We start from the raw sequence: 13,041 nt of genomic DNA, 5'->3' as shown, positions 1-13,041 counted from the left end.
CCTCACTCCTCACTCCTCACTCCCATGCCTTCCCTCTCTATCATCATTCTCACCAAAAACGAAGAAGCCTTTATCGATCGCTGTATTCGCAGTGTTGCCTGGGCTGATGAAGTCCTGGTGCTGGATTCTGGTAGTACTGATCGCACTCGTGAAATTGCCCTGTCTCTGGGTGCAACGGTATACGAGCAGGAGTGGCTGGGCTATGCCGCTCAACGGGATAAAGCGATTTCTTTAGCGAAGCATGATTGGATCTTTTTTCTGGATTCGGATGAGATCGTGACTCCGATCCTGGCCCATTCCATTCAGCAGGTAATGGCCGGTTCCCCCGATCCCCAGGATGGTTACTCTGTCGATCGCCAGGGAGATTTTTACGGAGTCCTGCTACCTAACTCATCTCCCCGCCACCGCAAGCTAAAGTTTGTACGGCTGTTTAATCGCCAATTCAGCGGCTACGATACATCCGTTAAAGTCCATGAAGAGGTTTGGGTTCCAGGTAAAACCATTCTCCTGGAAGGGGCTTTAATTCACTGGCGCGCTTACATGATGGATGAATACATTACCTCCGCCAATCGTTATGCCACCCTGGAAGCTGAAATGCTAGAGCTGCGAGGGGTGCGATCGAATGCCCTGAAGCTCTTACTGCGTCCCCTTTTACGATTTTTCTGGTGCTATGTCCGTCATGGGGAATTTCGGTTAGGAATGCGGGGACTGATCCATTCCTTACTGCTGGCTACCAGTGAGTATATTCGCTACGCCAAGCTGTGGGAAATGCAGAATACTGAACGAGTTTTACACCCTCCTTTAGAAATCTACTCTTCGTCCGTTCAATCCCCTCAATCCATCCCATCACTCTGTACGCCTACCGGAGGTCAGTCATGAAGATCAGCGTCCTGATTCCCTCTTACCGTCGCCCTCAGGATTTAGCCCGTTGCCTGGAATCCCTTCAGCATCAGACGCGCCCTGCGGATCAAGTGCTCGTGATTGTCCGTAATGATGACCCTGCAACCTGGCAGCTCTTGCAGGAGCAAAGTTTTCCGTCGTTACCACTCACTCCGATCGCTGTTTCAATGCCTGGCGTGGTCGCGGCGCTTAATGCAGGATTGGCGGCTGTGACGGGAGATATCTTCTGCGTTACAGATGATGATGCGGTGCCTCATTCAGACTGGCTGGCGCGAATTGAAGCCCATTTTCTGGCGGATCAGCAGGTGGGGGGAGTGGGGGGACGGGATTGGTTGCACGTCGGTCAATCGCTGCACACTGCATCTATCCATCCGGGAGCGCATCAGCCCGTGGGTAAGGTGTCCTGGTACGGCAGGCTGACGGGGAATCATCACATCGGTGCAGGTCAAGCCCGCGAGGTGGATTTGCTGAAGGGCGTGAACATGAGTTTTCGGCGATCGGCCGTAGGACAGCAGCAGTTCGATGCCCGGATGAAAGGCACAGGGGCAGAGGTTCACTTTGAGATTGCTTTCTGTCTGGGACTGAAGCGAGCCGGATGGAAGCTAATCTATGACCCCAATATCGCAGTCGATCACTACTTAGGTCAACGGTTTGATGCCGATCAGCGCACCTTTGCGTTTAACCCGATCGCCCTTCGCAATGCCGTTCACAACGAAACATTAATCTTGTTGGAATATTTGAATCCATTCCAGCGCATCATCTTTTTAATCTGGTCTGTGTTAATCGGTACGCGCAGTGCTTTGGGAATCGTGCAATGGTTGCGGTTTTTGCCTCAGGACGGTAAGTTAGCTGGACAAAAATGGTTAGCGTCTCTCCAGGGACGATGGCAGGGTTGGCACACCTGGCAGCAGCGAACATCCTAACTTTTTCATTGCTTCTTCATTACTTTCTCATTGGCATACAATCTTCGTTCTTTCTTTTTGTGCGTTTTTTCAATCAGCTTTTATGCAATTCAGTATGGAGAAAAACCTGTGAAAGTTCGTTACTATCCTTACAGCTTGCCCCCTGCAACGAAGGGAATTCAGATTTCCGATGCCAGGCTGACGCGAATTATTTTAGTCAGTTTTATCCTGCTGACAGCGGCGGGAATGTTGATCCTGCCCGGTCGGATGCGGCTGGCCTATCCAGGTCTGTCTTTTTTAGTCGGCGCATATTTATATTTTCGCAATCCAACGTTGTATTTGGGCTTTACCTGGTGGATCTGGTTTCTCACCCCCTGGGTGCGGCGAATGATTGACTGGCGGGCGGGTTGGGCAGAGCCGAATACGACCCTCCTTGCTCCATTTCTGGTGACAAGTATTACTTTTTTTACGTTTGCTCGGTATCTGAATAAATTCGATCGCCCTTACAACTTTCCGTTTTATCTCTCTGGGTTTGGCGTATTCTATGGAATTCTAATTGGCTTCGTGAGTAACGGTCAAAATGCCGTCATTCTTGCTGCACTGAACTGGTTTGTTCCCATCTTTTTTGGCTTGCATATCGCAGTGGGTTGGCGCGACTATCCCAAATATCGCCAGATGATCCAGAATACATTTTTGTGGGGAACAGTAATCACAGGAGTATACGGCATTATTCAATATCTAGTTGCTCCCGCCTGGGATCGGTTTTGGTTGCAAAATGTCTTTGAATTGGGAAACACCAGCTTTGGTCGTCCTGAACCGTTTCAAATTCGCGTGTTTAGCACCTTAAATTCTCCGGGGCCCTTTGCCATCATGATTATGGCAGGGGTTTTGATGCTAACCAGCCTCCGCTGGAAAGGGGTACTATTTTCAATCATTGGCTATTTGAATGTGTTGCTGACTGCGGTACGGGCAGCCTGGGGGGGCTGGATTTTAGGCATCCTGGTGGTGTTTGCTGCTTCCAAGCCCAGAATGCGAAAGCGAATGACCATTAGTTTTATTGTTCTGGTCACTTGTATTGTAGTGATTGCCACGATCGAACCCTTTTCATCGATCATTCTGAATCGAGTTGAGACGCTGGGAGACATTCAGGGCGATGGCAGCTATCAGGCGCGGGTCGCAGAATATCTCAAAATTCTTGATGCCAGTCTGTTTGAATTCGTCGGGAATGGTTTGGGATATGAGAAGGACGGCTTAAGGGTCGGATTTGACAGCGGTATTCTGGATCTATTCGTATTGCTGGGCTGGGTGGGCACACTGCCCTACCTGGGTGGGCTGCTGATTATGCTGATCAGCCTCCCCAAGTTTGTGGAACGGCATTTCGATGCAGTTGCGGTTGCATCCCTGGCCATCAGCCTCAGCGTGTTTTCTCAAGTGATTCTTGGCAACGTGTTCATCGGCATTAATGGCGTATTCCTGTGGGGATTCCTGGGACTGTTAATTTGCGCCTACCGATATTATTCCCATCCCTCGATCGCAGCTTTCCAATTGACTGAAGTTGAATAATCCTGATTCCGTTTTTCTGGCACCTCACTACTGTTGCTGAACCATGACCCACTATTTCATCTGCAAACCCGGTCAACCGCCGATCGCCTGGTTTCCGCCTGATCCAGCCCAGACGATCGATGCCAACTGTGCTTACTTTGGTAAGGTGTTTGAGGTCATGGAGCAACATCTGAGTATTCAGGGATTAACGGTTTATTTCACCTGGGATGTGAATGCACTGCCATCCTATGGAGCCAATGTCGTGGCAGTGATCCAGGGGGATGAATGGTGTCGGATGCCTCAATACGCCCATCGAGTGCGAGCCGTTTTTAAGTGTTATGGAACGCGCCCGATTCTGGGATGTGATCCGTTGCGGCATCCGTCTTATTTGAACATTCTGACCGCCCTTCAGTTTTTTAGAATTTTGCTGATTCGGATTCCTGGTGTTTTACACTACTGGTGGCATTCCCTCAAGCGAAATTCACTCAAGCAGGTTTCACCCAAGCAGTTCTCATCGACTTCCCTATCTGCCATCTACGATATTCCTCTGGGTTACTATAACCAGATAGATTTGCCGATTCAGCCGATCGCCCATCGCCCGGATGATGTCTTTTTTGCGGGCAGTGTGATTCAGGGAGATTATCCCCTCTGGTCGCTAAAACGATATATGGGTACACCCAAAAATCTTTCCAGACAGCAAATGTTAGAACAGCTTCAGGAGAGTGCAATACTGCATCCTGACTGGAAACTTAAGCTGAGATTAACCACCGACTTTAACGCCAGCCGGGACTCCGATCAGAGCAGCTATTCGGAACGGATGATGAATAGCAAAATTTGTCTGGTTCCCAGAGGCACATCCTTTGAAACCTTCCGATTTTTTGAAGCCCTGCGGTATGGCTGTATTGTGGTCACTGAAGCCCTGCCCGATCGCTGGTTTTACACCGATTCTCCAGCCATTCAGATTAATAACTGGAATGAGTTAGAGACTATCCTCAGCAATTTACTAAATCATCCCGATCGCCTGCAATCACTCCATCAAGCGAGCCTGAATTGGTGGAAAGACTACTGTTCTGAAACTGCTGTTGGTCAATATATGGCGCAATGTTTGAATCAAACTATTGAAGTGAAAAGTACCCAAAGTCGATCGAATCCTGAATATCTTAGATCCAGTCCCTGATCCAACTTTCTCCTATGAAACTCCTGATTATTAGCCATCCCTGCACAACGTCTGTCAATCAGCAGTTCTATGCTGAAGTAGAGCAGCGGACTGGCTGGAATCTCACAATTATCACTCCTTCTAACTGGAAAAACGAATACGGTCAAGTTTTATCTCCTGAACGCTGGTCAACCTATCAAGGAGAATTTAAAACCATCCCCGTCTGGAATACAGGCAATATTCCCCTTCATCTCTACCGATCGACCTTCATTCAATTATTACAAGCCTTACAGCCAGACGCAATTTATGTACACCACGAACCCTATGCCCTGGCTACTGCCCAGATCTATTTAGCCAATCAGCTCACCCTGCAACGACCGATCGGATTCTACTCAGCCCAGAATATCTTTAAAACCTATCCCCTGCCGATTCGCTGGATAGAGCAGATGGTGTTCCAATCCAGTTCATTTGCTTTTCCCGTGTCCCACAGTGTTGAAGCCGTGTTGAGTAAAAAAGGCTTTGCTCGATCGACGGTTCTGCCCCTGGGCATTGATCCATCCCTGTACAAACCCCATTCTGATGCTGATACCATTCGGCAATCCCTCAAACGTTCCCCTGATCAAGTGCTGATTGGTTATTTAGGTCGAATTTCCGAGGAAAAAGGACTGAAAACCTTGCTGTATGCCCTGAAGCAAATCGAATCCCTACCCTGGCGGCTAATCGTCGTTGGAGCCGGAACCGATGAGGCCGAATTCCAGACGATCGCCCAATCCCTGAAGCTAGACGATCGAATTCAGTCCCTCGGATTCATTCCCCACACCGAAGCTCCCCGCTACCTTTCCGCCTTTGAGCTGCTGGTGCTGCCCTCCGAAACTCGTCCCCACTGGAAGGAGCAGTTTGGGCGCGTCCTGATTGAAGCGATCGCCTGTGGTACTCCCGTGATCGGTTCTGACTCCGGTGAAATTCCCTACCTGATTCAAGCCACAAACGGTGGACTAATTTTTCCCGAAGCCGATGCCGCAGCCCTAGCCGATCGCCTCAAAACCCTGATCCGTGATTCCACTCTACGACAAACCTTTGTCCACCAAGCCCGACCCTACGTTCTCCAGCATTACACCACCCCTGCGATCGCCCAAAGCTTCATCCAAACCCTCCAATCCACCACCTCCCCCTGACCCCCTACTCCCCTATTCCCCTATTCCCCTATTCCCTGACCATGATCACCCACTCCCCCATACCCTCACAGCCCCACTCCCTCCTGCAAATCGCCCTTGGCTGGTTCCCCACCTCTCCCGGCGGCATCGAACGCTATGTTTACGAACTGACTCACCACCTGGCAGCCAGCGGTGACACCGTTGAACTCTGTGGAATTGGACTCCCTGCCCCGCCCCCCGATCTACCCTTTCACCTGACCAATCTTGCCTCACCCACTGACCCGATCGAACGCCGATTGTGGTCAGCCCGCAGTTACTTCGCCCAACGCCAACTTCTGCAACCTGATGCAATCAATCTCCACTTTGCCCTCTACAGCTTTCCCCTGATGCAGGTGCTACCAGACGATGTACCTCTGACCTTCACCTTTCACGGCCCCTGGGCAATGGAAAGTCAGCAGGAAGGAACGAGCAAAATCAGTGCCTTCGTCAAGCAGTGGATGGAGCAGCGTGTGTATCGACAGTGCGATCGATTCATTGTGCTCAGTCAGGCATTTGGTGAAATCCTGCATCAATCGTACAAAGTGCCCTGGGAACGAATCCATAGTATTCCAGGGGGGGTAGATACCGCCCGGTTTCAACTCAATCTCAACCGTCAGCAAGCTCGCGCACAGTTGGATTTACCCAGCGATCGATTCATTCTATTTACCCCCCGTCGCTTAGTCCAGCGGATGGGTATTGATCGGTTACTACTGGCTCTTTCGCAAATTCGATCGCGTATTCCCGATGTATTCCTGGCTATTGCAGGAAAAGGGGCAATGCGATCGTCTTTAGAACAGCAGGTAAATGAACTGGGTTTACAAAATCACGTTCGTTTTTTCGGCTTTTTACCAGACGAACAATTACCGATCGCCTATCAAGCTGCCGATCTCACCGTCATTCCCAGCCAAGCCCTGGAAGGATTTGGGCTAGTTCTGGTGGAATCCCTGGCTTGCGGCACTCCAGTCCTCTGCACTCCCATTGGTGGTATGCCGGAAATCCTCCACCCCTTCGCGCCAGACCTGATCACCACCTCCACCGATGCAGAGTCGATCGCCCACCATCTCCAGTCCATTCTCACCGAACGCATTCCCCTACCCGCCAGAACGGACTGCCAAACCTACGCCCACACCCACTTCAACTGGCAAACGATCGCCCCCCAAGTTAGATCAGTTCTGTTGGGAGAGAAAAGTTATTGAGTAATCTGAAATTCTTGTGGGGTGGGCATCTTGCCCGCCCAGTCAACCAGGCAGAAGGTTATACAAGTGATTGAATTCACGATCCCCAGGCTCTATCCTTCTCGACTGGTCAATGCTTACCAGTTACCAATTACCGACTACCGACTACCAACCCTCAACAAAATCTCATGAATCTGCCGACTCACCTCCTCCAGATTAAATCGCTGTCGGGACTGTTCCTGAGCCGCATGGGCGATCGTTTGTGCTGTTTCAGGAGAGTGATGACACTGGTTAACGACGGCAGCTAGAGCCTGAACATCACCGGGCGGAGTCAACCACCCCGTTTGATTCGGCTGCACCAGTTCGATCGCTCCCCCTGCCGCAGTCGCCACCACTGGAGTTCCACACAGCATCGCTTCTACAATGACTCGTCCAAAGGGTTCAGGAGCAGTGGAGGTATGGGCAACTAAATCACAGGCAGCCATCAGGGAAATCACGTCAGATTGAAATCCCAGGAACTTGACTCGATCGCCTAGTCCCAGTGCATGAACCTGTTGGTGTAATTGTTCAACATAATCCTGTTCGCCAAACAGCGCATCTCCCACCAATAAAGCCATAACCGGATCGGGACAGTGCGCCAATGCTTCAATTAAAATATGTTGACCTTTCCAGGGAGAGAGCCGACTGAAATGACCCACCACAAACTTCTGTTCTATACCCAACGCCTGTCTTATCTCAGAGGACGATCGCCGTGAAGCCTGATATTTTTCCACATCAAAGCCGTTATACACCACTGAAACCCGCTCTGCTTTGCCCCCCGCTTCTATAAATGCCGTTCGACTGGATTCAGAATTGGCAATGATCCAGGAAGCACAGCGATTAGCCAGGGTGACGGCAATCCAGCGATTGGTGCGGCTAAAGTGATCGACGGAGAGAATATCGTGTAAATGATAAACCAGAGGACGACGGGAGAGCAGACTAGAGATTGCACCAATCACGAGTGCTTTCTGCGTATTGGCATAGATCAGGTCATATGCCTTTGCTGTTTGAGTCACTTGTTGAATTAACGGCAAAAGCTGCCCTATTTGCCCAATACCCTGAACTACACCACTCTCTTTACGAATCTCGATCGGCTGTTGATTCAACACCTTAACCGGAATCTGTTCATCCTCTAATAACTTCTTAAATTCACCCTCTGCAAATAACCCAACCAGACAATCCTCACGGTAAGGCTTGGCGATATCCATTAAACATAGCTCTGCACCTCCCAGATTACCGCTTTGATCCAAAAATAAAATCTTCATTTTAGCCAAAATTTATTTAAGTATTGACTTTAGCTCTATTATCCACGATGAATCAGAAAGTGAATCAAAATTGGTATAAAACTCGATCGCCCCTACGATCGCTACTCCTGACCGGACTCAGTTTCTTGATGGCCGTCTTCAGTGCCACCTGTGTCCCTTCGGCAACATCCAATCTGATCGCTCAAACCCATCAATCCAATGGCTTACACTATACTACCTCCTGGCTAGGCAACAGCTTTGGGGGAGCCGATCGAAAGCACGTTCAGTCCAACATTGCTGCAATTTCCGTGGCGGATGATGGAACGGTGTACTGCAACACGATTTGGGATGAAGGCGGACGGGAGGGCGGCATCTACAAAGATGGAGATGTGATGGGACAACTTCAGGGAACCCATACGGCAGGCAGAGTTGGCGGTTGGGCAGTCACGAGCAATGGTCAGTACGTCTTCGCCAGTTTGGTGCAACTGAGCCTGGATGGCGCATTCCAGGGCACAGCATTTCCACCCGTGCAGACAAACTGGTATGGGGTGTCCCGCTTTGATCTGGAGGGCAATCCGGTTCCCTTTGCGGATGGGATGTCGGAGGATGCCAATTTTCTCAAGGTGAATCAGGAAACTGCGGCGGGCTATACGGATTTTAGTGATGCCAATATTGCAGGATTAGCAGCCGATCGCACCCATCTTTATTTGAGTAATCCCATGACAAACGAAATCTGGGTCTATGAACCAGAACAGATGCGGCAGATGGCGCGATGGTCAGTCGATCGCCCTGGCAAACTTCGGCTAGATCTAGAAGGCAATCTCTGGGTGATTCAAACCGCCGACTCGCAGTATTCATCCCAAATCATTAAACTGCGATCGGATGGTACGCTTTTACCTCAGGTGATCGATGATGTGGATGATCCGGTGGGTATCGCCGTTGATCCTCAGAATCGCCTCCTGGTGGCCGATAACGGCATCAATCAGCAGATCCGGATTTATGATCATCTGGATTCTACCCCCAGACTGGTGGAAACCTTCGGTGAAACGGGAGGAGTCTTTGCTGGAAATAGACCCGGACGAGTGGCTCCATTGCGCTTCCATAACCTGTCGGATGTGGATGTGGATGGAAACGGCAATATTTATGTCAGTCAATCCAATGTTGGTCTGGAAAGCTATCAGCCCAATGGCGATCGCAATTGGGTGCTGTATGGTCTGCATTTTCAGGATATTGCCGATGTTGATCCGCTTTCGGATGGACGAGAGGTGTACACAAAAGAAGAACGATTTGCGATGGATTATAACCAATCTACTGGACAGGAATGGGAATATGTTGCTCATACCGTTAACCCATTTCAATATCCCCAGGATACCCGTCTTCATCTAGATGCCCACGAAACCTTTGTGCGACGAATTCAGGGCAGAAAATATCTGTACTTAAGTAATAGTGCTGCTAATTATTTGCAAGCCTTTCGATTCGATGAAGCAAGCGATGGGGACATTGCGATTCCGTCTACAATGCTAACCAAACGCAGCGATCGAGATACCAATCAAGCCATTGAAGGGAATTGGATTACCCATCAACCTCAGATCAATCGTTCCTGGATCTGGATCGATGCTAACGGGAATGGAGCCTTTGATGCAGGGGAGTTTGAAGTGGCTCCAATGGACGACAATCCCTACGTTTGGGCCTGGTGGGTGGATAGTGAAGGTGGCGTTTGGAAGGGAACCCGCGAGGAGGGCATCCAATACTTTCCCTTGCAGGGTTTGGATCAGTACGGTAATCCGATTTACTCCTACGACACGATGGAGCTAATTGAAAATCCTGTGCCGTTTATGCGGGAAGAGTATCCGGGCGATGTGAACCGGATTGAGTACTATCCTGAAACTGATACGATGTACCTGAGCGGCTTTAACTCCACTGTATACCGCAATCCAGGAACCGTTGGCTTAATCGGTCGAGTCGTAGCCCGCTATGATCACTGGAGTCAGGGTAATCGTACTCCAAGCTGGGAAATTGCGGTTCCGTTTGATACTGAGAGCGATCCCCCCATCCATCCTAAGTCCATGTCTGTATCAGGAGATTATCTATTCATTGTTGAATCCTATTCCCAGGATGTTTATGTGTTTGATATCAATTCAGGTCGGCGCATCGGAACCCTACAACCCGATCCGGCAATTGTGGGTGAAGAATTAGGCTTAATCGATATCCTCCAGGGCATTCGAGCCTATCAACGCAGCAACGGTGAATACCTGATCTTTGTAGAAGAAGATCGAGATGGCAAAGTCATCCTTTACCGCATGACCGATGATAGGTCAGATGATGTGACAGATGGCTGAATCCAACCCAACATCTCTTGTGGATTGGGACTCCTACCCACCCATTCAAACCACTACAACCCTTGTGGATTGGAACTCCTACCCGCCCATCCAAACCACTACACCTCTTGTGGGGTGGGCATCTTGCCCGCCCATTCAAACTACTACACTTCCTATAAGGTGAACCTCTAAACTACCACTCAAACCTAACTACGATCGCATCCCTAACCAGAGTTGCAGATCCACATCATCAAACCAGAAACCAAATAACTTACACAGCCGCCGCCCGTTTTGTATTTGCTGATCTTGAACTTGCCCAACCTGGCGGTAGAAAATTGAATTTGGATCGATAACCTGTACCCAGACTCCAAGCTTGATCATTGCAATTACTCCTGAAGTACATTGGGAAGGAGAATTGACTCACTGTCATGAACCTTCCACTTCTAAAATTACCCAGTTCGACTGTAAGTACTTCAATAGATTTGCGGAACTTTCCTTTCTTACTCCCAGTATTTGCAACTGCCCAGAGAATTCTTCTACTGATGACACCGCTCAATGAATTCTGCAATATCGCCGATCGGGTAAATTTGAGCGTTAAGCTGTTGCGCCAAAGCCTCAACGGTCATGTCATCTAAAAACCGACTGTCATCATGCTTTAACATTAAGGAGGGTAACAGAATCCCATCCCCCAACACCCTGTCCTTCAAGCCATGCAGAAGATCCTGCCCCGTTAGCAGTCCCGTCACCGTCATTTCCTGACCCCAATACTCACTCCGCAGGGCCACCATCTCCACCCGCAACCCCTCCACCTGATTTAACCGTTGGACGATCGGCTGAAAGGCATCCTCTACCGCATTCCCCACTACCCAGGTATAGTGACGCGGAGCGGAAATCTGATCAGGTAATTGTTTAGCCGCCGATCGAAACTGTTTCAGGAATTGCCGAATCGAGCCAACCCCATTCCCAATCTGCGGATAATCTTCGTAGTGAACCTCCGGCGGTAAGTCTTGCCGTCCAATCAAGAACCATTCATCCGCTAACCAGGCAAAGGTCGTGCCAAACTGTTGGCGAAACTTGTCCTGAAGCCCTTGCACCTGGGCAATCACTTCCCTTGCCTTCTCCTGATTCACCGGGATCAGCTCATCCTCCGTGGGTCGAAAGCGAGTCAGCCCCACCGGAACCACGGCCACTGAAGTAACGGCTGGAATCTCTCCCCGGTGAAAGCTGGCCAGATCCAGGAGGGTGCGTTCTAAATGTTCTCCATCATTGATCCCCGGACAGACCACCACCTGCGCGTGAATCTGTAAGCGATTCTCCTGAAACCATTTCAAGTGTTCCAGCAACAATCCAGCCCTGGGATTTTTCAACAGTCGGGTTCGCACCTCAGGTTCCGTCGCATGAACCGAAACGTACAGGGGCGAGAGCCGCATCTGGGCAATTCGATCCCACTCTTTTTGAGTTAAATTCGTCAGGGTTAAATAGCTGCCGTAGAGAAAACTAAGGCGATAGTCATCATCTTTAAGATAAAGGCTTTGTCGCTTACCCGGTGGCTGCTGATCAATAAAGCAAAACGGACAGCGATTGTTGCACTGAATCAGTCCATCAAACAGCGCCGATTCAAACTCCAGCCCCAGGTCTTCATCGTAGTCTTTTTCAATCTCAATCTGATGGGTTCGCCCCTGAGCATCCAGCACTTCCAGTTCCAGCACTTCATCAGCACAGAGAAACTGATAGTCAATCAAATCACGGGGACGCTCCCCATTGATTGCCACCAGCCGATCGCCCGCCTCAAAGCCAATTTCTGCTGCGATCGAGTCGGGCAACACATTTGTAATTAAAGCGGGTTGGATAGTCGATTCACTCATGGGGTAGGTTTTAGTAGACGGACAAACCCTGCTTGCTCGAAGTGATGATCGGTAGTGAGTGCAACCTGAATATTTTGCTGCTGCATCAAGATGAATGAGCTGCAATCCACTAACGACCAAACTTTATCAGGACGAGACTTGCAGAGATTCCAAGCCTCGGTATCTGTGGCAGGATCAATATGAAGAATGTCTAAGTAGAGGGTAGCCTTAATAGTATCGATAATGGTGAAGATTTTTGGTCGGGGAATCCGCAGTGGACTATGCAAAAGCGAAACTAATTCTGCAAGAATGTAGTTGCTCGTAACAATAGTGTGTTGCTTTTGATAAGCCGTTGTCAAAATCTGTACGGCTTGCCTGTGGGTGGGTTCTTTACTGTCGAAAAAACTGGCCCATCCAGAGGTATCTACGAACAGCTTAGTCATCCTGGTGCATTTCGTCGTAGATGGCTTTGCCAAGGTAGTAATCATGGCGATCGGCTGCATCACCGACATCGCTGGTAATACAGCCTGCTAACTGTAACAGGGGATCGTCGGTCAACTTTAAGGGAACTGTCGTTTCAGAAGTTTCTTGCCCAACGAAGTTTTGAGTCAGCAATTGTAAAATAAGTTCTTCGGTAGATTGGTTCGTCTGGGCAGCGGTCTGGGCCAGGGCTTGCTCTAGAGCATCAGAAAGGGTAATGGTGAGGGTTTTGGACATAGTTGCTGTTT

12 protein-coding genes are annotated in these 13,041 nt (G+C 49.6%); 7 read left to right on the top strand and 5 right to left on the bottom strand.

Features of this window, described 5'->3' with window-relative positions:
- Positions 1–24: 24 nt before the first annotated feature.
- The 6 genes from ACM1PF_RS32205 (at position 25) to ACM1PF_RS32180 (ending at position 6,889) form a co-directional block, all read left to right on the top strand.
- Positions 25–879: a glycosyltransferase family 2 protein gene (locus ACM1PF_RS32205; protein ID WP_416670503.1), complete on the top strand. Its 855-nt coding sequence runs from the start codon at positions 25–27 to the stop codon at positions 877–879.
- A complete protein-coding gene (locus tag ACM1PF_RS32200) occupies positions 876–1,823 on the top strand; it encodes a glycosyltransferase family 2 protein (protein WP_416670502.1) in 948 nt (315 codons plus the stop codon). The genes ACM1PF_RS32205 and ACM1PF_RS32200 overlap by 4 nt, the downstream gene beginning before the upstream one ends.
- Before the next feature lie 108 nt (positions 1,824–1,931).
- The gene (locus tag ACM1PF_RS32195; RefSeq protein WP_416670500.1) at positions 1,932–3,365 is read left to right on the top strand and encodes an O-antigen ligase family protein; all 1,434 of its coding nucleotides are present in this window, start codon (positions 1,932–1,934) and stop codon (positions 3,363–3,365) included.
- A gap of 43 nt (positions 3,366–3,408) precedes the next feature.
- Positions 3,409–4,521 carry an exostosin domain-containing protein gene (locus tag ACM1PF_RS32190; protein WP_416670498.1) on the top strand — a complete coding sequence of 371 codons (1,113 nt, stop codon included), beginning with the start codon at positions 3,409–3,411 and terminating at the stop codon, positions 4,519–4,521.
- A 14-nt stretch (positions 4,522–4,535) separates the two neighbouring features.
- A complete protein-coding gene (locus tag ACM1PF_RS32185) occupies positions 4,536–5,675 on the top strand; it encodes a glycosyltransferase family 4 protein (protein ID WP_416670497.1) in 1,140 nt (379 codons plus the stop codon).
- 41 nt (positions 5,676–5,716) lie between these two features.
- Positions 5,717–6,889, top strand: coding sequence for a glycosyltransferase family 4 protein (locus ACM1PF_RS32180; RefSeq protein ID WP_416670495.1), 1,173 nt, complete (start codon positions 5,717–5,719; stop codon positions 6,887–6,889).
- 137 nt (positions 6,890–7,026) lie between these two features.
- Here the strand turns inward: ACM1PF_RS32180 and ACM1PF_RS32175 are convergent, their stop codons facing one another.
- On the bottom strand, positions 7,027–8,172 hold the full coding sequence (locus tag ACM1PF_RS32175; protein ID WP_416670494.1) for a glycosyltransferase family 4 protein: 1,146 nt from the start codon (positions 8,170–8,172) through the stop codon (positions 7,027–7,029).
- Positions 8,173–8,219: 47 nt separating this feature from the next.
- Between ACM1PF_RS32175 and ACM1PF_RS32170 the strand changes: the two genes are divergently transcribed.
- On the top strand, positions 8,220–10,490 hold the full coding sequence (locus ACM1PF_RS32170; protein WP_416670493.1) for a hypothetical protein: 2,271 nt from the start codon (positions 8,220–8,222) through the stop codon (positions 10,488–10,490).
- Between the two features lie 189 nt (positions 10,491–10,679).
- Here the strand turns inward: ACM1PF_RS32170 and ACM1PF_RS32165 are convergent, their stop codons facing one another.
- The 4 genes from ACM1PF_RS32165 to ACM1PF_RS32150 form a co-directional block, all read right to left on the bottom strand.
- The gene (locus ACM1PF_RS32165) at positions 10,680–10,850 is read right to left on the bottom strand and encodes a hypothetical protein (protein WP_416670491.1); all 171 of its coding nucleotides are present in this window, start codon (positions 10,848–10,850) and stop codon (positions 10,680–10,682) included.
- A 155-nt stretch (positions 10,851–11,005) separates the two neighbouring features.
- Positions 11,006–12,334 (bottom strand): TIGR03279 family radical SAM protein, encoded by a 1,329-nt coding sequence (locus ACM1PF_RS32160; protein WP_416670489.1) that lies wholly within the window; start codon positions 12,332–12,334, stop codon positions 11,006–11,008.
- Entirely contained in the window at positions 12,331–12,756 is a 426-nt protein-coding gene (locus tag ACM1PF_RS32155; protein ID WP_416670488.1) for a type II toxin-antitoxin system VapC family toxin, read from the bottom strand. Before ACM1PF_RS32155 ends, ACM1PF_RS32160 begins: the two co-directional genes overlap by 4 nt.
- On the bottom strand, positions 12,749–13,030 hold the full coding sequence (locus ACM1PF_RS32150) for a hypothetical protein (protein WP_416670486.1): 282 nt from the start codon (positions 13,028–13,030) through the stop codon (positions 12,749–12,751). The genes ACM1PF_RS32155 and ACM1PF_RS32150 overlap by 8 nt, the downstream gene beginning before the upstream one ends.
- Positions 13,031–13,041: the final 11 nt, after the last annotated feature.

Origin of the sequence: Egbenema bharatensis FJBBOT/2019, assembly GCF_048077055.1 — a bacterium.
Classification (GTDB): domain Bacteria; phylum Cyanobacteriota; class Cyanobacteriia; order Elainellales; family Elainellaceae; genus Egbenema; species Egbenema bharatensis.
Note: the sequence above shows the minus strand (reverse complement) of the source record. Positions and strands in the feature narration are given on the sequence as shown.

Excerpts from the sequence above, each read along its gene's own strand:
- ACM1PF_RS32155 (WP_416670488.1), bottom strand. The coding sequence starts at position 12,756 with ATGACTAAGCTGTTCGTAGATACCTCTGGATGGGCCAGTTTTTTCGAC.
- ACM1PF_RS32205 (WP_416670503.1), top strand. The coding sequence starts at position 25 with ATGCCTTCCCTCTCTATCATCATTCTCACCAAAAACGAAGAAGCCTTT.
- ACM1PF_RS32180 (WP_416670495.1), top strand. The coding sequence starts at position 5,717 with ATGATCACCCACTCCCCCATACCCTCACAGCCCCACTCCCTCCTGCAA.
- ACM1PF_RS32170 (WP_416670493.1), top strand. The coding sequence starts at position 8,220 with ATGAATCAGAAAGTGAATCAAAATTGGTATAAAACTCGATCGCCCCTA.
- ACM1PF_RS32185 (WP_416670497.1), top strand. The coding sequence starts at position 4,536 with ATGAAACTCCTGATTATTAGCCATCCCTGCACAACGTCTGTCAATCAG.
- ACM1PF_RS32150 (WP_416670486.1), bottom strand. The coding sequence starts at position 13,030 with ATGTCCAAAACCCTCACCATTACCCTTTCTGATGCTCTAGAGCAAGCC.
- ACM1PF_RS32165 (WP_416670491.1), bottom strand. The coding sequence starts at position 10,850 with ATGATCAAGCTTGGAGTCTGGGTACAGGTTATCGATCCAAATTCAATT.
- ACM1PF_RS32200 (WP_416670502.1), top strand. The coding sequence starts at position 876 with ATGAAGATCAGCGTCCTGATTCCCTCTTACCGTCGCCCTCAGGATTTA.
- ACM1PF_RS32190 (WP_416670498.1), top strand. The coding sequence starts at position 3,409 with ATGACCCACTATTTCATCTGCAAACCCGGTCAACCGCCGATCGCCTGG.
- ACM1PF_RS32160 (WP_416670489.1), bottom strand. The coding sequence starts at position 12,334 with ATGAGTGAATCGACTATCCAACCCGCTTTAATTACAAATGTGTTGCCC.
- ACM1PF_RS32175 (WP_416670494.1), bottom strand. The coding sequence starts at position 8,172 with ATGAAGATTTTATTTTTGGATCAAAGCGGTAATCTGGGAGGTGCAGAG.